The organism is Ligilactobacillus salivarius (assembly GCF_035231985.1).
Lineage (GTDB): Bacteria > Bacillota > Bacilli > Lactobacillales > Lactobacillaceae > Ligilactobacillus > Ligilactobacillus salivarius.
In genome coordinates this window covers 1,388,427-1,414,654 of sequence record NZ_CP117983.1, presented here as the reverse complement: position 1 = coordinate 1,414,654, position 26,228 = coordinate 1,388,427, and the positions used below count along the sequence as shown (strand labels likewise).

The following is a 26,228-nucleotide window of genomic DNA, read 5'->3' as shown; positions in this document are numbered from 1 at the left end:
TAATAAGAATTGACATTTTTCTGAAAGGATGAGTACTGTGACCGACAATATGTTTTTGTCAGGAATGAATGATAAACAATCAGAAGCAGTTTTATGTACAGAAGGACCATTATTAATAATGGCAGGAGCTGGTAGTGGGAAGACTCGTGTGTTAACTCACCGTGTAGCATACTTAATTGAAGAAAAAGGCGTAAATCCTTGGAACATACTAGCTATCACCTTTACAAACAAAGCAGCTCGTGAAATGAGAGAACGTGTAAATAATTTAATGGGTGAAGGTGCAGAAGATATATGGGTATCTACATTCCATGCTTTATGTGTACGAATTTTACGAAGAGACGCAGAAAAAATAGGCTTTAATAGATCATTTACAATTGCAAGTACAAGTGAGCAAAGAACTTTAATGAAACAGGTTCTTAATGATTTAAATATTGATACTAAAAAATATGATCCACGTGCAATTTTAAGTGTAATTTCAAATGCCAAAAATGACCTATTAGATCCTAAAGATTATGCCCAACAAGCTAATGGACCATTTGAAGAAATTGTAAGTAAAGCATATTTTGAATATCAAAATCAGCTTGCAAATAACCAAGCAATGGATTTTGATGATTTAATCATGCAAACTATTAGATTATTCAACGAATCACCAGAAACATTGGAATTTTATCAACGTAAATTTCACTATATTCATGTTGATGAATATCAAGATACTAACGAAGCTCAATATGAATTAGTTAATAAGTTAGCTCGTAAATATCGCAATTTATGTGTTGTAGGTGATGCAGATCAAAGTATTTATGGTTGGCGTGGTGCAAACATGGAAAATATCATGAACTTTGAAGAAGATTACCCAGATGCAACAGTAATTAAATTGGAACAAAATTATCGTTCTACAAAAAATATTTTAGCAGCTGCTAATAATGTGATTGAGAATAACGTAAATCGTAAAGATAAGACTTTATGGACAGATAATAAGCAAGGTGACAAGATCCATTATTATCGTGCAAATAACGCTAATGAAGAAGCTTATTATGTAGTTAAAAAAATTCAAGAACAAATTAGAAATAATGGACGTCATTATGGAGATTTTGCTATTTTATATCGTACTAATGCACAGTCACGTATAATCGAAGAAACTTTCGTGAAAACCAATATACCATATAAATTAGTTGGAGCGCATAAATTCTATGATCGCAAGGAAATAATGGACACTTTAGCTTATTTACGTTTAGTAACTAATCCAGCTGATTCTATGAGTTTTGAAAGAATAGTAAATGAACCAAAACGTAGTATCGGCTCAGTAACTGTTGGAAAATTAAGAACATTCTCTCAAATTCATGGTATGTCAATGTTAGAAGCTTCCAAGAGTGCTGCTTTAGCAGGGGTATCTGCCAAGGCAAGTAATGAATTAGAAAAGTTTGCTGAGATGATAGAACAGTTACATGAATATCAAAAGGCACATAATGTTACTGAAGTTACAGAAAGAATTCTAGATGTAACGGGTTATAAAGCTAACTTACAAAGAGAAGATACTTTAGAAAACCGTAATCGTTTAGAAAACTTGGAAGAATTTTTAACGGTTACTAAGCAATTTGATCAAGATTGGGAACCTGAAGATGAAGAAAGTGATCCATTTGTTGATTTCTTAGCTGATTTAGCTTTAGTTTCAGATCAAGATAGTGTAGAAGAAGAACCAGATGAAGTCACATTAATGACATTACATGCAGCAAAAGGGCTAGAATTCCCAGTTGTATTTTTGATGGGATTAGAAGAAGGTATTTTCCCACTTTCTAGAGCAGTTATGGACGAAAATGAACTCGAAGAAGAACGTAGATTGGCCTATGTAGGGATAACTCGTGCTGAAGAAGAACTTTATTTAACTAACTCGATTTCTCGTATGTTGTATGGTAAGAGTCAAAATAATCCAGCTTCTCGTTTTATTGAAGAAATTGATGAAGAATTAATCCAATCAGATAATCAAACGGTAGCAAGTACAACATTAACATCCAAGAGAACTAGATCTAGAGAAGTACCATTTAGTAAGAAGCCTAAATATCGTATGCCAGCAGGAACTGTTGAACGCCCTAAAGAAACTGGTGCTGACAAACAAAGCTGGAATATAGGAGATAAGATTTCTCACAAAGCTTGGGGAACAGGAACTATTGTCAAGGTCTCAGGCGATGGCGAAGATACAGAACTAGATATTGCTTTTGAAGGTAAAGGTATTAAACGATTATTAGCAGCATTCGCACCAATTACAAAGATATAAGGAAGGTGGTGCCCATATGTCACAAAAAGATATAGAGATGGAATTAAAAGAGCTTCGTGATAAGTTAAATCGCTGGAGTAATGAATATTATGTGTTGGATACTCCATCTGTTGAAGATAGCGTGTATGACAAACATTATCAACGTTTATTAGAGCTCGAACAGGCCAATCCTGATTTAGTAACTGCGGACTCTCCTAGTCAAAGAGTAGGTGGTAAAATTCTAAGTGGTTTTACTAAAGTAAATCATGATATTCCAATGTTGTCATTAGGTGATGTATTTTCTAAAGAGGAATTAATAGAATTTTTAGAGCGTTTAGAAAATAATGTAGAGCAGAAGTTGGATTATAGTTGCGAGTTAAAGATTGATGGTTTGGCTATTTCCTTAACTTATGAGAATGGTAAGTTTATCAAGGGGTCAACTCGTGGTAATGGGGTAATCGGTGAAGATATTACTGAAAATCTTAAAACTATCAAGGCAATCCCTATGGAATTAAATGAACCTGTGTCAATTGAAGTTCGTGGAGAATGTTACATGCCTAAGAAATCTTTTGTGGAATTGAATACTAAACGTGAAGCAGAAGGACAAGCTGTTTTTGCTAACCCACGTAATGCAGCAGCAGGATCTTTGCGTCAATTAGATACAAAAATAACAGCTAGTCGAAACTTGAGTACTTTTATTTATTATTTAATGGAACCTGAAAAGTTGGGGATAAAAACTCAAACTGAAGCCTTAAACAAATTAGAGAGCTGGGGGTTCAAAGTTAATAATGAATCTAAACAAGTTAAAACAAAGGAAGAAATATTTGCTTATATTGATGAGGCAACTGATCAAAGAGCCAACCTTCCATACGATATTGATGGAATAGTTCTAAAAGCAGAATCCTTTGCAGTTCAGTCTCAAGTTGGAAACACAGTTAAAGTTCCTAGATGGGCAATAGCTTATAAGTTTCCACCAGATGAACAGGAAACAAAAGTTTTAGATATTGAGTGGACAGTCGGAAGAACTGGAGTGGTAACCCCAACTGCTGTTATGGAACCAGTAACGTTAGCAGGAACAACTGTGGCAAGAGCTTCACTACATAACCCTGATTATTTAAGGGAAAAAGATATTCGTATAGGCGATACGGTGAAACTTCATAAAGCTGGAGATATTATTCCTGAAATTTCTGAAGTAGTTTTAGCTAAAAGAACAGAAGATTCAGTAGAGTATCAAATTCCAACAGAATGTCCAGAATGTGGTGCTAATTTAGTTCATTTAGATGATGAGGTAGCTCTAAGATGTATCAATCCACAATGTCCAGCTTTGGTAAAAGAAAGCTTAACACATTTTGCTTCAAGAAATGCGATGGATATTAGAGGATTAGGACCTAGAATAATTGAACAGCTTTACAACCGTGAAATGATTAAAGATGTTGCCGGAATTTATAGCTTAACTTTTGAACAGTTGATAACTTTAGATAAGTTTAAGGAAAAATCTGCGAATAACCTATTGACAGCAATCGATAATAGTCGTAATAATTCTATTGAACGTTTAATTTTTGGACTAGGAATCCGCCATGTTGGTGCTAAAGTAGCTAGAATATTAGCTGAAAATTATAAGTCAATGGATAACTTAGCTAAAGCAAAAAGTGATGAAATTTCAACGATTGATTCATTAGGAAAAATTATAGGTGATAGTGTTGAAATGTATTTTGCAGATGAACACGTGATGGAATTATTAGATGAATTGCGACAAGCTGGAGTAAACTTGGAATTCTTAGGGAAAACTCGTGAAGAACAGCTTGAAAGCAGCACCGATAGTAGTTTCAATGGTTTACGTGTTGTTCTAACTGGCACTTTGGATACTTTGAAGAGATCCGAAGCTAAATCATGGCTTGAAGCACATGGTGCAAAAGTTACAGGAAGTGTGTCTAAGAAAACTGATTTACTTATTGCAGGTCATGATGCTGGTAGCAAATTGACAAAAGCTCAAGAATTAAATGTTAGAGTAATGAATGAAGCAGAATTTATTCAGCAGATGGAGGAAGAATCTTGAAAAAGTTTGGTATAATTATCAGTTTATGTCTATCAGCTGCTTTAATGGCTTCTTGTGGAAAACTTGGTGGTAATTCTAATACTACAACAGCAACTACAGAGTCATCTAAAAGTGGTTATCAGACAACTGGTGAAAACAATAGTAGTGATTATCAAGGAATTATTGAAGATGGAGAATATAAGACAAGTAAGTCTAGAGGGGTAGGGATTTCTCAAAATTCAGATAATCTATTGAATTTGAAGAGTTTTGAAGCAGGTCTAACAACAATTTCTAAGGATCATTTCTCTACTAAGAGTTACATTTTCCAAGAAGGACAATATTTAAATAAGGCTACTATTCAAGATTGGTTAGGGAGAAAATCTAGTTCTAATCCAGAAGGTTTGAATCCTAGCGACAATGGTAAGAAAGAAGCAAATAAGCGAAACCCAATTTATGTTCAACAAATAGAAGAACAAGATTACATGAAGCAAAATAATGGTAAATTGGAATTAGCCGGTATGACAATTGGGATTGGTATGAATCAAAAGGATTACTACCAAAAAGAACAATATGGTGCTACTTATTCAACAACAATTTCTAAAGAAAAGAGAATTGAAGAAGGTAAGATAGCTGCTAAGAAAGTTCTTGCACGAGTTCGTCAAAAAGTCGGAAACAATGTACCAATTGTGATTGCGATGTTTGCTCAAGCTCCTAATGATAGTTTAGTAGGTGGTTATTTCTACTCCTATACTGTAAGTAAGAGTGGGACAGATATCGGAAGTTGGACAGAAACAAACATTAAGAGTTACGTTCTTCCAGCGACTGAAGATAACAAACTTCCTAATGACAATGATTCAACATCATTTGATAATTTCCAAAAAGAAGTTAAGAATTTCTTCCCTAATATTTCTAATGTAACGGGACAAGGTCAATATAAAGATAAGACTTTGCAAGGTTTACACATAACAATTACAACTCAATTTTATAGTGAAACCGAGATAACTAGCTTTACTCAATATGTAGCACAAGCTGCCAAGTCATACTTACCAAGTGGTATTCCAGTAGATATTAAGATTAATGGTAGTGATGGTGAAACACAAAGTTTTGTTTCAACAACAGGTGGCAATGGCGGATATTATACCCATGTATTTGGAAGTTACTAATTAATATATAAAGTGAGACTATTTTTTGCAGTAGTCTCTTTTATATTTTTAAATGATTATGCTAGAATATCAATTAGGAAACTTATTAACAAACTATAAGTAGTAATAAAATTATTAAAGTAATAGATAAGTGATGAAAGAGGGATGAATAATGGCAATTGGATCTGAAGAAGTAAAGCACGTTGCAGGGCTAGCAAAGCTTGCTTTTAAAGATGAAGAGTTAGCTAAGTTTACTGGACAAATGGATGAAATTATTAACATGGTTCAACAACTTAGCGAAGTAGATACAACAGATGTTCCTGTAACAACACACGTAACAGATGCAATAAATACTTTACGTGAAGACGTTGCAGTAAAAGGAACAGATCGTGATTTATTAATGAAAAATGTTCCTCAAAGCCAAGATGGATATATTAAAGTTCCAGCAATTATTGACGAAAGTGAGGAATAGTAATGGATTACTTTAAGAATGATTTAGCAAGTATTCACGATGATTTAGTAAATAAGAAATATAGTGTTGAAGAATTAACTAAGTCAACATTTGATAACATTAAAAAGGTTGATAAAGAAATTGAAGCCTTCTTAAAATTAGATGAGGAAAGAGCATTAGAAAAAGCTCGTAAAATTGATGAACGAGGCGTTAAAGCTGATTCTATTTTAGATGGTATTGGTATCGGTATTAAAGATAATATCGTAACTAAAGATTTAACAACAACAGCTGCTTCTAAAATGTTAGAAAATTTTGAACCAATTTACAACGCAACTGTAATGGACAAACTTAATGATGCTGGCATGATTACAGTTGGTAAGTTGAATATGGATGAATTTGCAATGGGTAGTTCTACAGAAAATTCAGCTTTCAAAATTACTAAGAATGTCTGGGATACTACAAAAGTTCCTGGTGGTTCTTCTGGTGGTTCTGCAGCAGCAGTTGCATCTGGTCAAGTTCTAGCATCTTTAGGTTCTGATACTGGTGGTTCAATTCGTCAACCAGCTGCATTTAACGGAATTGTTGGGGTAAAACCAACATATGGTCGTGTATCTCGTTATGGTTTGATTGCTTTTGCATCTAGTTTAGATCAAATTGGACCTTTGACACGTACAGTTAAAGACAATGCTTTAGTGTTAAATGCAATTAGTGGACATGATGCTCATGACTTTACTAGCTCCAGTCGTGAAGTTCCTGATTTTACTAAGGGAATTGAAGATGGTGTTAAGGGTATGAGAATTGCTGTTCCTAAAGAATACTTTGGTGAAGGTGTAGACGAAGACGTTGCTAAGGCAGTTAAGGATGCCGTAAATACTTTTGAAAGCTTAGGGGCAACAGTAGATGAAGTATCTCTACCTCATAGTAAATATGGTGTTCCAGTTTACTACATTATTGCTTCATCTGAAGCATCTTCTAACCTTCAAAGATATGATGGTATTCGTTATGGATTCCGTGCTAAAGATGTAAAGAACTTGGAAGATGTATATGTACGTTCACGTTCTGAAGGATTTGGCGATGAAGTTAAGCGTCGTATCATGTTAGGAACATTCTCTCTTTCTGCTGGTTCATATGATGCATTCTTCAAGAAGGCTGCACAAGTTAGAACTTTGATTTGCCAAGACTTTGAAAATGTTTATAAAGATTATGACTTGATTTTAGCTCCAACATCTCCAACTACTGCATACGGAATTGGTGAAGAAATCAACGATCCAGTAACAATGTATATGAATGATATTTTGACAATTCCAGTTAACTTAGCAGGACTTCCAGGTATGTCCTTACCTGCAGGATTCTCTAATGGATTGCCAATTGGTTTACAACTAATTGCACCACGTTTTGCAGAAAGTACAATGTATCGTGCAGGATATGCATTTGAACAATCAACTGATTTTCATAAAGCAATACCAACGTTAGGAGGTCAAGACTAATGAATTTTGAGACGACTGTAGGTTTAGAAGTCCATATTGAAATGCAAACAAATTCTAAGGCATATTCACCTTCTCCTGTTCAATATGGTGCTGAACAAAATACAAATACCAATGTCATTGATTGGGGTTATCCAGGTGTCTTACCTGAAATAAATAAGGGTGCTTTAGAATTTGGAATGCGTGCTGCATTAGCACTTCATTGTGATATCACACAAGATGTTGGTTTTGACAGAAAGAATTACTTCTATCCTGATAACCCTAAAGCTTACCAAATTACACAAGCTCGTACACCAATTGGTACTAATGGTTGGTTAGAAATCGAACTTGAGAATGGTACCAAGAAAAAGATTGGTATCCGTGAAATGCACGTTGAAGAAGACGCTGGTAAAAACACACACAATCCAGATGGTTACTCTTACGTTGACTTGAATCGTCAGGGTACACCTTTGATTGAAATTGTTGCAGAACCTGATATTTCTAGTGCTGATGAAGCTTATGCATACTTAACAAAATTACGTCAAGTTATCCAATTTACAGGTATTTCAGACGTAAAAATGGAAGAAGGTTCCATGCGTGCTGACGTTAACGTTTCAATTGCACCAATCGGATCTGACAAGCTTGGTGTTCGTACTGAAATGAAGAACCTTAACTCATTTGAACATGTACGCAAAGGTATTCAATATGAAGTTAAGCGTCAAGAACGTTTATTGATGTCTGGTGGAGAAGTAGAACAAGAAACACGCCGTTTTGATGAACCAAGTGGTGAAACTATTTTAATGCGTTCTAAGGAAGAAGCTAACGACTACCGTTACTTCCCAGAACCAGATCTACCACCAATTCATATTAGTGATGATTGGATTGAAGAAGTTCGTGCATCTATTCCAGAAATGCCAGATAAGCGTCGTGAAAGATATACACAAGATTGGGGTATTCCAGCTTATGACGCAGGTGTCCTTACTCAAACTAAAGAAATGTCAGACTTCTATGACGCAACTGTAGCTGCAGGAGCAGATCCTAAATTAGCAGCTAACTGGTTGATGGGTGAAGTTAATGCTTACTTGAATTCTAAGCAAGTAGAATTAAGTGATACTGCTTTAACTCCAGAACATTTGGCAACAATGATTAAATTAATTGAAGATGAAACAATTTCTTCTAAGATTGCTAAGAAAGTATTCAAAGAAATCATTACAAATGATACTGAACCTAAAGCTTGGGTTGAATCTAAAGGTATGGTTCAATTATCAGATCCAGCTAAGTTACAACCTATCATTGATGAAGTTTTAGATAACAACGAACAATCTATCGAAGACTTTAAGAATGGTAAGGATCGTGCTATTGGTTTCTTAGTAGGTCAAATTATGAAGAAAACTCGTGGTATGGCTAACCCTAAGATGGTTAACAAATTATTAATGGCTAGTTTGAAGGAAAGATAAGAGGTTTTAGACTCTTAGGCGGGGAAAAAAGCATGCAAAAAAGATGTCGCATTATTTATAATCCAACTTCTGGTCGTGAAGCATTAAAAGGTGATTTAGTAGAAATTTTGGATATCCTTGAGAATGCTGGTTATGAAACAAGTGCATTTGCTACAACAGCTGAAGAGAATTCTGCTAGAAATGAAGCTGAACGTGCAGCAAAAGCAGGATTTAGCTTAATTGTTGCTGCTGGTGGCGATGGTACGATAAATGAAGTTGTGAACGGAATTGCAGGGCTAAAGAAACGTCCACAGCTAGGAATTATTCCTGCTGGTACAACTAATGACTACGCTCGTGCTTTAAAAATACCTAGAGAAAGTCCAGTTGAAGCTGCAAAAGTAATTGCTGCTGGTAAAACTGTTAAGATGGATATAGGTATGGCAAATGATAATTATTTTGTGAATATTGCTGGTGGTGGATTACTAACTGAATTAACATACAGTGTTCCATCAGAGCTTAAATCCTTATTTGGATATCTAGCATACTTAGCAAAAGGTGCAGAATTATTACCACAAATGAAGAATGTACCTATGCATCTTGAATATGATGATGGGGTATTTGATGGTGAAGCTTCAATGTTTTTAGTAGCATTGACCAACTCAATCGGTGGTTTTGAACAGATTGTACCGGATGCTTCACTAGATGATGGTAAATTCACAGTTATCGTAGTAAAGACAAGTAATCTTGTTGAAATGCTCCACTTGATAACAATGGTCTTAAATGGTGGTAAGCATGTTAATGATAAGCGTGTTTTATATATAAAAACAAAGAAATTAGTTGTTAAGCCAGTTGATACTAGAATTATGATTAATATCGACGGTGAATATGGTGGCGATGCACCAATGAAATTTACAGCTTTGAAGCAACATATTGAATTTTTTGCTAATACTGATGAAATTCCAAAAGGTGCAATCACTGCTAGTGAAGATACTAAGCAATTAGTTAAAGATATTGAAGAAGTAACTAAAAAAGATTTAAATGGCGATGGAATAATTGGTGAAAAAGAAGAGTAAACTAATAAGCCAATGAAGTCTAAAGAAGAGGGCAGAAGAGTTAATTCTTTTTGCCCTCTTTTTTTAGGGAAAGGAAGATAATGAAGAAAAAATTACCTGTTAGTAAAAATGAAGATTTAATTTTAACAATTGAAGACTTAACTTATCAAGGAATGGGTGTGGCTAAGGTAGATGGTTATCCTTTATTTATCGAAGGTGCATTACCCCAAGAAAAAATTAAGGCACATGTGGTTAAAGTTACTAAGAATTATGGCTTTGCTAAAGTGATAGATTTTATTGAAAAGAGTCCGGATAGAGTAGAAAATGAAGATAAAATATATCTTCAAACAGGAATCGCTCCACTGCAAAACTTAAGCTATCCTGCACAATTGAAGTTTAAACGTAAATTGGTAACTGATTTGTTGCAGAAGGTACATTTGGATAATTTAGAAGTAGCAAATACTTTAGGGATGGAAACACCTTACTATTACAGAAATAAAGCACAAGTTCCAGTAAGAGAAGTTAATGGTAAGTTGGAGATTGGATTTTTCAAACGTAACAGTCATGATTTTGTAGCGATGGAACATTTTCTTATTCAAGACAAGAGAATAGATGAAATCTTGATAAAAGTAAGAGATATTTTGCGTATGAGCAAGATTACTGCTTATAACGAAGAAAAGCATACTGGAATGATACGTCATATTTTAGTTAGAAGAGGATATTATTCTCATGAGGCGATGGTAGTTCTAGTTAGTCGAGTAAGAAAAATTCCAAATCTTGATCAAATTGCATTCTTAATTCAACAACAATGTCCAGATGTAAAGAGCGTAATGCTGAATGTAAATCCAGATAAGACAAACGTTATTTTAGGAAAGAAAACTATAAAATTAGCTGGTAAAGATACAATTCAAGATACTTTGAATGGTTTGAAATTTGATATTTCAGCACAATCTTTCTACCAAGTTAATCCACAACAAACTGAAAAATTGTATCAATTAGCAATTGAAAATGCAGAATTAACAGGAAAAGAAACTGTTATTGATGCATATTGTGGAATTGGAACAATCTCATTAAATATGGCTAAATTTGCTAAAAAGGTATACGGTGTAGAAATTGTCCCTGAAGCTATTGAAGATGCTAAGCATAATGCTAGTCTAAATGATTTAGATAACTTGGACTTTGAAGTTGGAGAAGCTGAAGTATGGATGGAAAAATGGCAAAAGCAAGGAATTAAGCCAGATGTAATAATGGTTGATCCTCCAAGAAAAGGACTAACTTCTAGTTTGATACAAAGCGCAGTGGCGATGGAACCTAAAAAAGTCGTTTATGTAAGTTGTAATCCAGCAACTCTAGTACGTGATATTCAAGAATTCATGGAACTAGGATACCAAGTTACAAAGCCTATTCAACCAGTAGATCAGTTTCCACAAACAACGCATGTGGAGAGTGTTACTGTGTTGGAGCATGTGTAAGATAAGCAAATATAATTAGCATAAAAAGGAGGGAGGGAGAGATAGTGCCTAAGAATAAAATGATAGAATTTGAAAATTTAATCATGACTGAAGTCTTAAAGGCAATGAAAGAGCTTGGGGGTCGAGTGACACGCAAAGAAGTTAGGCGAGAGATTCGTGATCACTCGGATGTGATTTCAGAAGAGCAAGTTGATAAAATCAAACAGTCAAAAAAGACAGGAAAAGAATATCAACCATTCATTTATAGATTTAATTTTGCTGTTAAACATTTAATTACGACAGGGTATATCTTTACTGAGAACAACCATGATCTTGAATTGTCAGAGAAGGGGAGAACGGTTGATTTTGAAAAGTTTGATCCAATTCATGATGTTCGATCTATTGTAGATGGATCATTAAATAATGAGATAGATAATAGTAATTCCGATGAAGATACTGATGAGACTTGGCGTACAGAATTATTAGATGCTTTAGCAAAAATGTCGCCTAAAAAATTTGAGTTGTTTAGTCGAGGGCTACTTATTCATATGGGAGTTGACCTAGATGATAATATAGGTGTTAGATATGTAGGGGATGGTGGCTTAGATGGATTTGGCTACATTACATCTGATGATTTTCGTACAACTCGTGTTGCTTTACAAGCTAAGCGATGGGATGGAAAAGTTTCTGCACCAGAGATTGATAAATTTCGTGGAGCGATGGATAAACATAATGCTGAGTATGGTATTTTTATTACAACATCAGATTTTACGCGTGAGGCTATGAAAACCGCTAGAGAAGGAACTAGGGTAATTACACTCATTAATGGAGATCAAATCTGTGATTTAGTGGCAAAGTACCACTATTATGTAGAACCAGTTACAACTTATCGATTAAAAAATTTTTATTTTGATGAGGATTAATTGATAGAATTTAAACTAGAATATTTAGACTGATCATTTTAGTATAAATTAGTCTATATTTGGGGTAAATTAATATGCAGAAAATTAAATTGATGTTCGAATTTAGTCATGGTCCTATTTGGGACTCTGAACCGTTTACAGGAAAATTAATGACAGGAATTGAAATAGTTGACAGTGATCCAGATTTAGAAGTGTGGAATAGACAATGTATAGATCTTTATGATGAGTGCTATGAATTTGATTCACATGGCAAAGGTTGTTATTTCAATGAAGAAACACTAGCCAAAAATAAAAAGAAATTGCTATGTATACTTGAACAAATTAAGAGTCGCCTAGGAGAGTTGAATGATAATAACTTTACTATTGAAGATTAGGCAACAGATGAATTAAATAAAGTTAACTAGAAAAAGATTATTTGTGGTATTCATCTTTGAAAGTAAATTAAATTTAGAAAGTGTGTTTTTCTTTGATAATTGTTAAAGAGAAATGCACTTTTTGTATTTTATGAATAATAGAGCATTTATCTCAGCTTTAAAAATATCGACAATGATAGTAAAATAATTAGTATTAGTGTTAAAATCCATCGTTTAAAAGTAGTAAAAGTGGATTAAAAATGGGTTTTAACGGGTGAAGTTTGAAGAATTAATTAATTTTTTCAAAGGGAAGATGCTCTTAGGATATTAACTAAAGGTAGTGAATGAAAATGAAGAATTTAGTTACAACTTTAAGAATGAAAGAAGCCACTTTTACAATTAAGGGTGACGATAAAATTATTCCTTTTAGTGCTTTGGATAAAACGATAGAAATTAATGAAGTGATTGAAAAAAGCTACAATTATCTTAATGGTGTAGAACAAGCTTACCTTTTAATTCCAAATCTATCTGACAATTTTTATTTTAAAGAACTTAAATTGGTTTCCAATGTATGGTTCAATCATAAGAACTTTATTGATTGGGATTCTGATGAATATTATGGTGGTTCGTTTTGGAAGGAAAGTAATAAGGCTTTTGGCATAGCAGTTGCCGCAGATAATTATAACTTAGATGATCATATTGGATACGGAAAACATTTGCCATATTATTCTGATATTGACGAAAAATTGACAAGATATAATGATTTCAAATTTTTAATAGCAAAAATGGCACTTGATGATTTTGAATACGAATATGATCTGCAGAAACTTTGTACTTTTGACATTGCTTTTGATATTCTTTAAACAATGCAAATAATGGCTCTTAATCTAAAAATTATTGAAGATAGAAGCATTTTCGTGAGTTCATTTTTGTAGTATACGTAGGCGATTAAATCAATTGAAAATTAATAGTGATGAGATTAACTATCCTGAATCAATTAGAAAATATTTAGGTCGAAAAATTTGGTACTCTAATATGGATACAATTAATAGACATCCAGAATTTTGGCCAGTATTTGTTAAGTCGGTTGAAGGAAAGAAAATTACGGGAAAAGTTATTAGGTCTCCTCAAGATTTGATAGGACTAGGGTCAAGTTATGAAAATCCAGATATTATCTGCAGTGAAGTCGTTGATTTTGTAGCAGAATGGAGAGCCTACGTTCGTTATGGTCAAATTGAAGGAGTCAAGCCATATTATGGAGATTGGCATTTTCACTATGATCCTAAAGTTATTGAAAATTGTCTCAATGACTATGTTGATCAGCCAGCTGGTTTTTCGCTTGATTTTGGTGTTACTAAAACCGGATAAACCCTGTTAATTGAAGTAAATGAAGGATATTCTCTAGCATCATACGGATTATATGATATTCACTATGCAAAACTTTTAGCAGCACGTTGGGCAGAGCTAACAGATACTGTTGATGAGTGTGCATTTGATCTTGATATATAAGAATATACAGAAACTAGTGTACTATATTTTGTTAGTATACTAGTTTTTTAATATTTATATTATTTATTTACTGGTGTACTTGTTTAAAAACAAACTTGTGGAGGTATTATATGGAAAAAGTATGGGAAGATTTATATAAAGCAGCTAAAAATGTGCAAAATCCAAGAGAAGTTTCTGAAAGAATTTATGCAGGTGGTGTAGCTGCAGCTATTGAAGCATCTAGTGGAAAAATTTACACAGGAGTATGTGTCGATACATCTTGCACACTTGGAATATGTGCAGAAAGAAATGCGATATTTAACATGATTACTAATGGCGATAACGAAGTAAAACGAGTGCTTGCTATTATGTCTGATGGAAAGACTGGGGCACCATGTGGAGCATGTCGAGAATTAATAACACAATTGATGCCTAAATCTTATCAACATGTGGAAATTATGCTTGATTATAAGAAAGAAAAAGTAGTTACGTTAGGGAAATTAACTCCAGAATGGTGGATATAGTTAATGAAATGAGAGTGATTTTATGATTATCTGGACCATACAACCATATAGTGTATATCAACAACTGAAAAGTAAAGGTCAATTTTATTGTGACCCTGAAAAATCAGAAAACTTGAAAGAAAATAATTTTCAAGTTGCTTATAATTGGATGATTAAGCAAATGAAACGAAGAAAAATCTTGCCACTCAAGGATGTAAAAGTACCATTGTGGGCTTGGTATCGTAGAGATTATAAACATGTACGTCCCGATTTTCGTTGGATAAGAGATAGCGAGATAGAAGTCTGTATGAAAATCAATATACCTGAAGAAAAAGTTCTTTTAAGTGATTTTGAAGCTTGGCATTTTGTATTGAATGATTGGTATTATTCTCCTGCAACCAATGAACAAGAGTGGGAACGATTAGAGAAAAAATTTGATAGCTTGCCTGAAAGAAAGCAAAAACAAGTTAAAGAAAAATCGTGGCAACGAATATTTGATACTGATATTCGACATGGAAAATGGACGAGCAATGGTGAGACAATTCAGGCTTGTTTTTGGATGTTAGAAATGAGTCAAGTACGGAAAGCATGGTTGCTAAAAAAAGGAGAGAAAGTTCAGGAAATATACTCAGTAGATTGAATGGTATTTCCTATAATTACCAAAAGCACCATCAATAATTATGTAGTAAAATAAAGAAGTAAAACAATAATTTTAAGTGACGAAGGATATTATTTGAATATTTACTATCTTTAAGGTATAGGAAGTGAGACTATGGCAACCTTTATTGTAGGAAATACTAGGAAAGTATTTAATTTTGGTACAAGTAAAGTTTGGGACTTTTCTGAAGCGTATAGGAATGCAAGCAATGGCGATGTAATTCAATTCCAAGCAGGAACTATAATAAATTTAGGACAAAATAGATTTACAATTGAGAAAAATCTCAGCTTTGTTGGTGATATGAAAGATGACGGAAGTTTAACTACATCTATCAATGGGACTATCTTAGTTGCTAAAGGATATCAAGTTTCGTTTGAAAAAATGATTTTGAATGACAATATTGATAGAACTGTAGTTACTGTTAATGGTGCAGATGTCGTTTTAAATCAATGTATTATGCGCAATTTTAGTAATACTAATAAGAAAGTTTTATTGTATGCTAACGATAATGCACAAGTAAAAATTATGAACTCCATAGTAGATACATCTGATCAAAAAAGATGGGATACAATTAAGACTTATCAAGCAAATTTAGTAATTGAAAATACAACACTTGATAAAGTTTCAATTTGGACATCTGAAAATAGTAATTGTAAATTAACTAGAGTTGAAAGTAGTAGAATTCGCAGTACAAATGCAGTATATGCAATTAGATCTAATGTAGAGATTGAAGACTCAAAAATAATTAACGATGGCATAGATGGAGAAAATAAATATCCAACCGTCTTTTTAAATCAATCTAGTTTAAAATCACATAATTCAATTTTAGATAATCAAGATGAGGTAGAAAGTGTTCATTTAGAAAAATATTCTGTATTTGAATCAAATAATGATTACATATATAAACTAGCAGCATATAGCAGTCAAGTATTTTTAAATAATGCGACAATACAGTTGATTTTCTTATTGACCAATCGTTCTTCAGGTTATGCAAATAGTGTACATTTTAATGAACATTCAGAAAGTATAATTAACATCCTAAGTACAGATGAATCTGTGTTATACATAAAAAATGCAGTATTTGAAGAGATAATTGATCCTAATGTCAGGGTGGATAATGAAGCTTTTGCTGCTATTGATAAAATTGATTTTGTAAATGGTAATCCAGATGATATTTTGATGGAAGCTAAGAACGGCAGTAAGTTAGTTTATGATGGACAACATGGTCAAAAATCAACATCAGAGAATGAAGAATCAGTAGGAGATACAGATAATAAGACTCAAAGTGAGGATTCAAATGTAGCATTAGAAAAATTAAATAGCTTGATTGGCTTAGATAAGGTTAAGAAACAAGTTAAAGAGTTTATTAACTTGAATATTATTAACCAGAAACGTAAAGAACAAGGACTTCAAGTAGTTAACACTAGTATGCATTCATTATTTTTAGGTAATCCAGGTACAGGTAAAACGACTGTAGCACGAATTATAGGAGATGTTCTTTATCAAAAACAAGTAATCAGTCGACCAGATGTGATTGAAGTTTCACGTGCAGATTTGGTAGCTGAATATGTTGGCCAGACTGCATCAAAAACTAGAGAAGTATTAAAATCAGCTTTAGGTGGAATTCTCTTTATAGATGAAGCATATACTTTAAGCAATGGTGGAGAGAATGATTTTGGGCGTGAAGCTATTGATGAAATTTTGAAATTTATGGAAGATAATCGCGATGATATTATGATTATTTTTGCAGGTTATCCAAAAGAAATGAGAAAGTTTCTCAAGATGAATTCAGGTTTGAAGAGCCGTATTCCAAACGTCTTTGATTTTGAAGATTATACTGCTGATGAAATTGTAAGAATTGGTTTATTTGACCTAAAGAAACGAAATTACACTGTTGATGAATTGTATTATGAAAAGGCGCTTAAAGATTACTATGATAAAGAAAATGATCATAGTAATGGGCGTTGGATCCGCAATGTCAACGAAAAAATTATGAAAGCTCAAGCATTACGTTTGGCAGAGAGCGATAATATAAGTGTAGATTTACTTCAAGAAATAACGCAAGATGACATTAATCAAGTTGTAAATAAAGATCTAGAAATAAATTCAGCCGACGATGCTTATGCTAAGCTTAACTCATTGATAGGTCTAGAAAAAGTTAAACAACAAGTTTCTAAATTTATTAATATGAGTGTTATTAATAATAAGCGTAAAGAGCAAGGGTTAGCAACTTCTGCAGTAAGTTTGCATTCGCTATTTTTAGGTAATCCAGGTACAGGTAAGACGACAGTTGCTCGAATTATGGGACAAATTTTGTTCCAAAAAGGAGTTATTCGTAAACCTGAATTAGTTGAAGTTTCTAGAACAGATTTGGTAGCAGAATACGTTGGTCAAACAGCCCCTAAGACTAGAGATGTGTTAGAATCTGCCTTAGGAGGAGTCTTATTTATAGACGAAGCATACACTTTAAGTTCAGGTGGAGGTAATGATTTTGGACGTGAAGCTATTGATGAAATTCTGAAATTCATGGAAGATCATCGCGACGACATTGTAATTATCTTTGCAGGTTACACCAAAGAAATGGATCAATTCCTTAAGATGAACTCAGGTTTGAAGAGTCGTATTCCAAATGTTTTTGACTTTGAAGATTATACTGCTGATGAAGTTGTGCAAATTGGCTTATTTGACCTATCAAAGAGACAATACATTTTAGAAAATGAAGACACATATTCAGAAGTAGTAAAAGATAGTTACGAAAGTACTAATGATCATAGCAATGGACGCTGGATTCGCAATGTTAACGAAAAATTGATTGCAATCCAGGCTGAAAGATTAGCAAGTAGTTCAAATGATATGGATGATATAGATATGCTGAAAACAATTACTGAAGAAGATTTACTTAAGTTTAAAGGATAGTGAATTTCTCAATAAACTGTGTTAAAATGTAGAATGAATTATATGTGAGATATCATTGTGGCAATTTGAAAATAATTAATTACCTTTGCTAAAAATATTTTTAAGGATAAAAAATGTGCTCCCCATATCTGGTGGGGGTGATCCTTATATGTTTTAGTTAAAGATGGGTGTTCCCCATTTTATGGGGGATAATTGCTACAAAGCTTAGTAATTGAATAATATTGAAAGATCTATCAGGTAATTATCTGGTAGATCTTTTTATTATAGAGGATAAAATTCTTAAAGGGCAGTATAGTAGGAGATGATTTAATAAATTTTATTTCGAATAGTGATGATATACTTTGAATATAAGAAAAAGTTGGTTGAATTTTTATTTTTTGACTCAACTATTAGTTGTTTTTTTGAAATAATGCAATTCAACTAACGGTTCATAGTGTTTTAAATTATAAAATAAGATAATGAGTTTTGAGGGAGGAATTTTTATGGAACAGGAAAAAATTGGAAAGTTTATTGCCAAACGTAGAAAAGATTTACATTTTACTCAAGCCAATCTGGCAAAAAAATTAGGAATTACCGATAGAGCTGTCTCCAAGTGGGAAAATGGTAAAAGCATACCAGATGCTTCGTTGATGTTAGATCTCTGTCAATTACTAGAAATTAATGTGAATGAACTCTTAACTGGAGAACAAATTGTTATGAAAGATTATAAAAAAATAGCTGAACAAAATTTAATTGAATTACGAAACCAAAAAGAAAAAGCAGATAGAAGATTACTTACTACAGTAAAGATATTAGCTACTTTAAGTTGTATTTCTGCAGTTGTGTTAATACTTATGGGAACGTTATTGACGAAAATAAGTCAATTTTTAGGAATTATGGTCGTTATTTTAGGTACAATTCTAATTTTTGTAACTGCTATATATGCTGTTATGATTGAGCATGATGCAGGATATTATGAGTGCCCTAATTGTAAGATGAGGTATATACCAACCAGGAAAGCTGTGCTTTTAGCTCCACATTATGGAACAACAAGAAAAATGGAATGTCCATATTGTGGTAAAAAGGGATATCATAAAAAAGTGTTTACCAAATGAAAGCTGATTTTGTAAGCATAATATTTAGTGTATTTAGAAATGAGTTATCGGCAGAGAATTCTTTGATGTTAAAAATCAAGCGGCAGTTAGTTTTTACAATAAGCAGGGATTGAAGATTGTTCGAAAGCAAAGTGATGAGATGGGAAATAAGGAATATTTAATGCAGTGGGGAAAGTAAAAGGATTTTTAGTGAATATATAATTTATTTGTCAACTGCTAAGAGAGGTTCTGTTTTTTAATCAGGACCTTTTTTATTTAATAAATTACTATTATATAGAAGAAAAATAGTATAGATATGTTAATTATTTTTAGTTATAAAAAATTTATCATGATATATAGGTTAAAAAGAAATTTAGAAAATAATTATAATAATTAACAGAAAATAATTTTTAGTAGTTGATTAAACATGAAAGATTCAAGTATAATTAAGATAGAAAAGGTTACCATATAAGGATTAAGTAAGTGATAAAAAGCAAGCCATAATAAAAGAGGTGATTACTATGTTATCAAAGAAAAACAGGATATTAGCTACAAATTACAAACAGAGATGGGCCATTCGTAAATTGACTGTTGGCGTTGTTTCTGTTTTATTGGGGGGAACAATGTTATTTATCAGTGGAACTACTGTATCAGCTGATAATTTGATCCCAAAAAATGAAAGCGTTTCAAAAGTTGAAGAAAAAGTTCCAAATAATAATATAACCGAGGAAAAATCAATAAATACTTCTTCAGAGGTAATAACAAAAGAAACTAAAGGAACTGACACAACAATCGATAAAACTACCTTGAATGTATCTGAAATAGATCAACAAAATAATGTTGCTTCTTCAGAAACAGTTCCAGAAAAAGTTCAGGAAATCACCACAATGAGTGATGCTTCAGTAGAATTAGATAATAATACTCCTACTTCAGAAGTAGAAAAAGTTCAATCTCAACCAACTGTTTTCAGTTATCAACCTAAAGAAAGTGATTTAAGAAAAGAAGAGCATGGAAATAATGTTGTAACTTACTTTGTTATTGTTCGAGAAGTAACGATTGTTAAGCCTGATGGTAAAGAAGAAATACTTCCTTATGAAAGTATGGATACTCTTTATTATGGAATAGAGTCAGAGAATGATGATTTACCACTGATAAACTTTAAAGCAATTGATGTTCCACCAATCCCAGGGGCAAAATCACCAGTTATTCCAGGAATTTCACAAACTGTTAATTCATTTATGGAAGACGACATTAACGAAATTCTAGACACTTCATATGTTAAGTCTCCAGTTCAAAGAATTAGTGGAGAAGTTATACCTCTTCCTGAAGAAGAAAAATATGATGAACCTTACTATTTATATGAACCAAAATACGAAGAATATGAAAAGAAGTTCGCAAAGGGAGATATAAAATTAATAGGATACGATGGATTATTAATTAAAGAGAAGTATCGATATATATTGGATGATGATCCAAAACCTATAGAAGGAAAAGAAGAAAAGACGATTACGCGAACAATCAATGTACACTTGCCAAATGGTGAAGTTCAAACAACAAAACAACCAGTAACCTTGGAAAGAAAGTACACGAGTGTAGCAGGAAGCGATGAGAAGAAATATGGACCATGGACCGTAGGTCGTTGGGAAAGCTTTACAGCCCCAGAACAAGAAGGCTACACAGCAATTCCAGGCACAGTAGATGAAGCAGAAGTAACTTCAGAAAGTTTGGACGCAGTGGTAGACATCTACTATCGAGCAGATGAACCAGCAATAGTAGAAGGAAAAGAAGAAAAGACAATCACGCGAATAATCAATGTACACTTGCCAAATGGTGAAGTTCAAACAACAAAACAGCCAGTAACATTGGAAAGGAAGTACACGAGTGTAGCAGGCAGCGACGAGAAGAAATATGGACCATGGACCGTAGGTCGTTGGGAAAGCTTTACAGCCCCAGAACAAGAAGGCTACACAGCAATCCCAGGCACAGTAGATGAAGTAAAAGTAACTTCAGAAAGTTTGGATGCAGTGGTAGACATCTACTATCGAGCAGATGAACCAGCAATAGTAGAAGGAAAAGAAGAAAAGACAATTACGCGAACAATCAATGTACACTTGCCAAATGGTGAAGTTCAAACAACAAGACAACCAGTAACTTTGGAAAGGAAGTACACGAGTGTAGCAGGCAGCGACGAGAAGAAGTATGGGCCATGGACCGTAGGTCGTTGGGAAAGCTTTACAGCTCCAGAACAAGAAGGCTACACAGCAATTCCAGGCACAGTAGATGAAGTAAAAGTAACTTCAGAAAGTTTGGACGCAGTGGTAGATATCTACTATCGAGCAGATGAATCAGCAATAGTAGAAGGAAAAGAAGAAAAGACAATCACGCGAACAATCAATGTACACTTACCAAATGGTGAAGTTCAAACAACAAAACAGCCAGTAACATTAGAAAGGAAGTACACGAGTGTAGCAGGTAGCGATGAGAAGAAATATGGACCATGGACCGTAGGTCGTTGGGAAAGCTTTACAGCCCCAGAACAAGAAGGCTACACAGCAATTCCAGGCACAGTAGATGAAGTAGAAATAACTTCAGAAAGTTTGGACGCAGTGGTAGACATCTACTATCGAGCAGATGAACCAGCAATAGTAGAAGGAAAAGAAGAAAAGACAATCACGCGAACAATCAATGTACACTTGCCAAATGGTGAAGTTCAAACAACAAGACAACCAGTAACCTTGGAAAGAAAGTACACGAGTGTAGCAGACAGCGACGAGAAGAAATATGGACCATGGACCGTAGGTCGTTGGGAAAGCTTTACAGCCCCAGAACAAGAAGGTTACACAGCAATTCCAGGCACAGTAGATGAAGTCGAAGTAACTTCAGAAAGTTTGGATGCAGTGGTAGACATCTACTATCGAGCAGATGAACCAGCAATAGTAGAAGGAAAAGAAGAAAAGACAATTACGCGAACAATCAATGTACACTTACCAAATGGTGAAGTTCAAACAACAAAACAACCAGTAACATTGGAAAGGAAGTACACGAGTGTAGCAGGCAGCAACGAGAAGAAATATGGACCATGGACCGTAGGTCGTTGGGAAAGCTTTACAGCGCCAGAACAAGAAGGCTACACAGCAATCCCAGGCACAGTAGATGAAGTCGAAGTAACTTCAGAAAGTTTAGACGCAGTGGTAGACATCTACTATCGAGCAGATGAACCAGCAATAGTAGAAGGAAAAGAAGAAAAGACAATCACGCGAACAATCAATGTACACTTGCCAAATGGTGAAGTTCAAACAACAAAACAGCCAGTAACATTGGAAAGGAAGTACACGAGTGTAGCAGACAGCGACGAGAAGAAGTATGGACCATGGACCGTAGGTCGTTGGGAAAGCTTTACAGCGCCAGAACAAGAAGGCTACACAGCAATTCCAGGTGCAGTAGATGAAGTCGAAGTAACTTCAGAAAGTTTGGACGCAGTGGTAGACATCTACTATCGAGCAGATGAACCAGCAATAGTAGAAGGAAAAGAAGAAAAGACAATCACGCGAACAATCAATGTACACTTGCCAAATGGTGAAGTTCAAACAACAAAACAGCCAGTAACATTGGAAAGGAAGTACACGAGTGTAGAAGGCAGCGATGAGAAGAAATATGGGCCATGGACCGTAGGTCGTTGGGAAAGCTTTACAGCGCCAGAACAAGAAGGCTACACAGCAATTCCAGGAACAGTAGATGAAGTCGAAGTAACTTCAGAAAGTTTGGACGCAGTGGTAGACATCTACTATCGAGCAGATGAACCAGCAATAGTAGAAGGAAAAGAAGAAAAGACAATCACGCGAACAATCAATGTACACTTGCCAAATGGTGAAGTTCAAACAACAAAACAACCAGTAACTTTGGAAAGGAAGTACACGAGTGTAGCAGGTAGCGACGAGAAGAAATATGGACCATGGACCGTAGGTCGTTGGGAAAGCTTTACAGCGCCAGAACAAGAAGGTTACACAGCAATTCCAGGTGCAGTAGATGAAGTAGAAGTAACTTCAGAAAGTTTGGATGCAGTGGTAGACATCTACTATCGAGCAGATGAACCAGCAATAGTAGAAGGAAAAGAAGAAAAGACAATCACGCGAACAATCAATGTACACTTGCCAAATGGTGAAGTTCAAACAACAAAACAACCAGTAACTTTGGAAAGGAAGTACACGAGTGTAGCAGGCAACGACGAGAAGAAGTATGGACCATGGACCGTAGGTCGTTGGGAAAGTTTCACAGCTCCAGAACAAGAAGGCTACACAGCAATTCCAGGCACAGTAGATGGAGTAGAAGTAACTTCAGAAAGTTTGGACGCAGTGGTAGATATCTACTATCGAGCAGATGAACCAGCAATAGTAGAAGGAAAAGAAGAAAAGACAATCACGCGAACAATCAATGTACACTTGCCAAATGGTGAAGTTCAAACAACAAAACAACCAGTAACCTTGGAAAGGAAGTACATGAGTGTAGCAGGCAGCGACGAGAAGAAATATGGACCATGGACCGTAGGTCGTTGGGAAAGCTTTACAGCGCCAGAACAAGAAGGCTACACAGCAATTCCAGGCACAGTAGATGAAGTAGAAGTAATTTCAGAAAGTTTGGACGCAGTGGTAGACATCTACTATCGAGCAGATGAACCAGCAATAGTAGAAGGAAAAGAAGAAAAGACAATCACGCGAACAATCAATGTACACTTGCCAAATGGTGAAGTTCAAACAACAAAACAACCAGTAACTTTGGAAAGGAAGTACACGAGTGTAGCAGGCAGCGACGAGAAGAAATATGGACCATGGACCGTAGGTCGTTGGGAAAGCTTTACAGCGCCAGAACAAGAAGGCTACACAGCAATTCCAGGAACAGTAGATGAAGTAGAAGTAACTTCAGAAAGTTTGGACGCAGTGGTAGACATCTACTATCGAGCAGATGAACCAGCAATAGTAGAAGGAAAAGAAGAAAAGACAATCACGCGAACAATCAATGTACACTTGCCAAATGGTGAAGTTCAAACAACAAAACAACCAGTAACTTTGGAAAGAAAGTACACGAGTGTAGCAGACAGCGACGAGAAGAAATATGGACCATGGACCGTAGGTCGTTGGGAAAGTTTTACAGCCCCAGAACAAGAAGGCTACACAGCAATTCCAGGCACAGTAGATGGAGTAGAAGTAACTTCAGAAAGTTTGGACGCAGTGGTAGATATCTACTATCGAGCAGATGAACCAGCAATAGTAGAAGAAAAAGAAGAAAAGACAATCACGCGAACAATTAATGTACACTTGCCAAATGGTGAAGTTCAAACAACAAAACAACCAGTAACTTTGGAAAGGAAGTACACGAGTGTAGCAGGCAGCGACGAGAAGAAATATGGACCATGGACCGTAGGTCGTTGGGAAAGTTTTACAGCCCCAGAACAAGAAGGCTATACAGCAATTCCAGGTACAGTAGATGAAGTAGAAGTAACTTCAGAAAGTTTAGACGCAGTGGTAGACATCTACTATCGAGCAGATGAACCAGCAATAGTAGAAGAAAAAGAAGAAAAGACAATCACGCGAACAATTAATGTACACTTACCAAATGGTGAAGTTCAAACAACAAGACAGCCAGTAACCTTGGAAAGGAAGTACACGAGTGTAGCAGGCAGCGACGAGAAGAAATATGGGCCATGGACCGTAGGTCGTTGGGAAAGCTTTACAGCCCCAGAACAAGAAGGCTACACAGCAATTCCAGGTACAGTAGATGAAGTAGAAGTAGCTTCAGAAAGTTTAGACGCAGTGGTAGACATCTACTATCGAGCAGATGAACCAGCAATAGTAGAAGGAAAAGAAGAAAAGACAATCACACGAACAATTAATGTACACTTGCCAAATGGTGAAGTTCAAACAACAAGACAGCCAGTAACCTTGGAAAGGAAGTATACGAGTGTAGCAGGCGGCGACGAGAAGAAGTATGGACCATGGACCGTAGGTCGTTGGGAAAGCTTTACAGCCCCAGAACAAGAAGGCTACACAGCAATTCCAGGCACAGTAGATGGAGTAGAAGTAACTTCAGAAAGTTTGGACGCAGTGGTAGATATCTACTATCGAGCAGATGAACCAGCAATAGTAGAAGAATTAGAAGAAGTGACAGATGATCCAACTCCAGAAACTTCTACAACTAGTCCAACTCCAAAAAACATCACAAACGCAAAAGGGAAGACAGCTACACCTGAATTAAAAAATATGGATACTAAGTCTAAGGTCTTTCAAAATAAACTTCCACAAACTGGAAATAAAGTAGGGACCATTTACTCGATTATTGGATTACTTTTGACGTCTATTCTTGGAGTATGGGAGATTATTCGAAAACGTTAAAAAATTGATGTGATATATTAAGTAACGAAATTTTTTCTTAAAATAGTTATAATAGATGGCACTAAGCTCAATATTAACGAGATTTAGTGCCGTCTTTTTATGAACTACTAGAAAGTATAAAAAAATAAACAGTTAAATGTTATTATGTGTAGTGTTAATTAATAAAATTTTTAGAGGTGAAATCGTATTCTATGGAAAATAAAGAAGAATGGAAATAAGTAGAGAATCTTACAAGAGAAGCTTTTTGGAATAAATATCATCCTGGATTTTCTGAACATTATATTCTTCATAAATTTAGAAAACGTTCTGATTTTGTAAAAGAATTAGATTATGTTTTAGTTAAAGGTAGGTGTTCCCCATATTATGTGGGGGAGAATTTTTGTCAAATATTCAGCATAAATTTAATGAAAGATCTATCAGGTAATTATCCGGTAGATCTTTTATTTAAAGTTAGAAAAAATTATACAAGAAACTCATGTTAAATTACGTGATAACTCTTAATAGAATTATGTCTTTATCCTAACTTAACCTAAAACTATCGTTTCTTAACGGTTAAATTAGGGATTCTGGGAACACAGTATAACTTTTCACTAAATTGTTAGAGGTCACTGTTTTGTTACCATGGCGTGTTCCGTACCGTAATGAGC

At 34.6% G+C, this 26,228-nt stretch carries 17 protein-coding genes; all 17 read left to right on the top strand.

Translation table 11 applies throughout. From position 1 onward, the window contains the following. The first annotated feature begins 28 nt into the window (after window positions 1-28). Complete coding sequence (gene pcrA, locus PTA89_RS06915; protein WP_003701505.1) at window positions 29-2,272, top strand: DNA helicase PcrA; 2,244 nt, start codon at window positions 29-31, stop codon at window positions 2,270-2,272. Between the two features lie 16 nt (window positions 2,273-2,288). Next, window positions 2,289-4,307: an NAD-dependent DNA ligase LigA gene (ligA, locus tag PTA89_RS06910; RefSeq protein WP_324177105.1), complete on the top strand. Its 2,019-nt coding sequence runs from the start codon at window positions 2,289-2,291 to the stop codon at window positions 4,305-4,307. Further along, the gene (locus tag PTA89_RS06905; RefSeq protein ID WP_003701508.1) at window positions 4,304-5,449 is read left to right on the top strand and encodes a CamS family sex pheromone protein; all 1,146 of its coding nucleotides are present in this window, start codon (window positions 4,304-4,306) and stop codon (window positions 5,447-5,449) included. Before ligA ends, PTA89_RS06905 begins: the two co-directional genes overlap by 4 nt. A 151-nt stretch (window positions 5,450-5,600) precedes the next feature. Further along, window positions 5,601-5,900: an Asp-tRNA(Asn)/Glu-tRNA(Gln) amidotransferase subunit GatC gene (gatC, locus tag PTA89_RS06900; RefSeq protein WP_003702422.1), complete on the top strand. Its 300-nt coding sequence runs from the start codon at window positions 5,601-5,603 to the stop codon at window positions 5,898-5,900. 2 nt (window positions 5,901-5,902) lie between these two features. Continuing rightward, window positions 5,903-7,366 carry an Asp-tRNA(Asn)/Glu-tRNA(Gln) amidotransferase subunit GatA gene (gatA, locus tag PTA89_RS06895; RefSeq protein ID WP_324177104.1) on the top strand — a complete coding sequence of 488 codons (1,464 nt, stop codon included), beginning with the start codon at window positions 5,903-5,905 and terminating at the stop codon, window positions 7,364-7,366. After that, entirely contained in the window at window positions 7,366-8,799 is a 1,434-nt protein-coding gene (gene gatB / locus PTA89_RS06890) for an Asp-tRNA(Asn)/Glu-tRNA(Gln) amidotransferase subunit GatB (RefSeq protein WP_109242345.1), read from the top strand. The genes gatA and gatB overlap by 1 nt, the downstream gene beginning before the upstream one ends. Window positions 8,800-8,831: 32 nt before the next feature. After that, on the top strand, window positions 8,832-9,851 hold the full coding sequence (locus PTA89_RS06885; protein WP_003705249.1) for a diacylglycerol kinase: 1,020 nt from the start codon (window positions 8,832-8,834) through the stop codon (window positions 9,849-9,851). Window positions 9,852-9,931: 80 nt separating this feature from the next. Continuing rightward, window positions 9,932-11,302 (top strand): 23S rRNA (uracil(1939)-C(5))-methyltransferase RlmD, encoded by a 1,371-nt coding sequence (gene rlmD / locus PTA89_RS06880; protein ID WP_255819659.1) that lies wholly within the window; start codon window positions 9,932-9,934, stop codon window positions 11,300-11,302. Window positions 11,303-11,361: 59 nt separating this feature from the next. Then, window positions 11,362-12,204 (top strand): restriction endonuclease, encoded by an 843-nt coding sequence (locus PTA89_RS06875; protein ID WP_407659827.1) that lies wholly within the window; start codon window positions 11,362-11,364, stop codon window positions 12,202-12,204. A gap of 74 nt (window positions 12,205-12,278) precedes the next feature. Next, the gene (locus PTA89_RS06870) at window positions 12,279-12,578 is read left to right on the top strand and encodes a hypothetical protein (protein WP_324177102.1); all 300 of its coding nucleotides are present in this window, start codon (window positions 12,279-12,281) and stop codon (window positions 12,576-12,578) included. Window positions 12,579-12,907: 329 nt separating this feature from the next. Beyond that, window positions 12,908-13,420, top strand: coding sequence for a hypothetical protein (locus tag PTA89_RS06865; RefSeq protein ID WP_268857682.1), 513 nt, complete (start codon window positions 12,908-12,910; stop codon window positions 13,418-13,420). A 94-nt stretch (window positions 13,421-13,514) separates the two neighbouring features. Beyond that, window positions 13,515-13,925, top strand: coding sequence for an ATP-grasp domain-containing protein (locus PTA89_RS06860; protein ID WP_324177101.1), 411 nt, complete (start codon window positions 13,515-13,517; stop codon window positions 13,923-13,925). 251 nt (window positions 13,926-14,176) lie between these two features. Continuing rightward, entirely contained in the window at window positions 14,177-14,569 is a 393-nt protein-coding gene (locus PTA89_RS06855) for a cytidine deaminase family protein (RefSeq protein ID WP_324177100.1), read from the top strand. A gap of 22 nt (window positions 14,570-14,591) precedes the next feature. Continuing rightward, the gene (locus PTA89_RS06850; RefSeq protein WP_324177099.1) at window positions 14,592-15,188 is read left to right on the top strand and encodes a DUF3841 domain-containing protein; all 597 of its coding nucleotides are present in this window, start codon (window positions 14,592-14,594) and stop codon (window positions 15,186-15,188) included. A 132-nt stretch (window positions 15,189-15,320) separates the two neighbouring features. Continuing rightward, window positions 15,321-18,122, top strand: a complete 2,802-nt coding sequence (locus tag PTA89_RS06845; RefSeq protein ID WP_324177098.1) for an AAA family ATPase — start codon at window positions 15,321-15,323, stop codon at window positions 18,120-18,122. Between the two features lie 482 nt (window positions 18,123-18,604). Continuing rightward, window positions 18,605-19,216: a helix-turn-helix domain-containing protein gene (locus PTA89_RS06840; RefSeq protein WP_035150355.1), complete on the top strand. Its 612-nt coding sequence runs from the start codon at window positions 18,605-18,607 to the stop codon at window positions 19,214-19,216. Window positions 19,217-19,716: 500 nt separating this feature from the next. Beyond that, a complete protein-coding gene (locus tag PTA89_RS06835; RefSeq protein ID WP_324177097.1) occupies window positions 19,717-25,581 on the top strand; it encodes a mucin-binding protein in 5,865 nt (1,954 codons plus the stop codon). The last annotated feature ends 647 nt before the right edge of the window (window positions 25,582-26,228 follow it).

Coding starts and splice junctions, on each gene's coding strand:
- gatA (WP_324177104.1), top strand. CDS start 5,903: ATGGATTACTTTAAGAATGATTTAGCAAGTATTCACGATGATTTAGTA.
- PTA89_RS06850 (WP_324177099.1), top strand. CDS start 14,592: ATGATTATCTGGACCATACAACCATATAGTGTATATCAACAACTGAAA.
- pcrA (WP_003701505.1), top strand. CDS start 29: ATGAGTACTGTGACCGACAATATGTTTTTGTCAGGAATGAATGATAAA.
- PTA89_RS06840 (WP_035150355.1), top strand. CDS start 18,605: ATGGAACAGGAAAAAATTGGAAAGTTTATTGCCAAACGTAGAAAAGAT.
- PTA89_RS06855 (WP_324177100.1), top strand. CDS start 14,177: ATGGAAAAAGTATGGGAAGATTTATATAAAGCAGCTAAAAATGTGCAA.
- PTA89_RS06875 (WP_407659827.1), top strand. CDS start 11,362: ATGATAGAATTTGAAAATTTAATCATGACTGAAGTCTTAAAGGCAATG.
- PTA89_RS06870 (WP_324177102.1), top strand. CDS start 12,279: ATGCAGAAAATTAAATTGATGTTCGAATTTAGTCATGGTCCTATTTGG.
- gatC (WP_003702422.1), top strand. CDS start 5,601: ATGGCAATTGGATCTGAAGAAGTAAAGCACGTTGCAGGGCTAGCAAAG.
- PTA89_RS06835 (WP_324177097.1), top strand. CDS start 19,717: ATGTTATCAAAGAAAAACAGGATATTAGCTACAAATTACAAACAGAGA.
- ligA (WP_324177105.1), top strand. CDS start 2,289: ATGTCACAAAAAGATATAGAGATGGAATTAAAAGAGCTTCGTGATAAG.
- gatB (WP_109242345.1), top strand. CDS start 7,366: ATGAATTTTGAGACGACTGTAGGTTTAGAAGTCCATATTGAAATGCAA.
- rlmD (WP_255819659.1), top strand. CDS start 9,932: ATGAAGAAAAAATTACCTGTTAGTAAAAATGAAGATTTAATTTTAACA.
- PTA89_RS06885 (WP_003705249.1), top strand. CDS start 8,832: ATGCAAAAAAGATGTCGCATTATTTATAATCCAACTTCTGGTCGTGAA.
- PTA89_RS06845 (WP_324177098.1), top strand. CDS start 15,321: ATGGCAACCTTTATTGTAGGAAATACTAGGAAAGTATTTAATTTTGGT.
- PTA89_RS06865 (WP_268857682.1), top strand. CDS start 12,908: ATGAAGAATTTAGTTACAACTTTAAGAATGAAAGAAGCCACTTTTACA.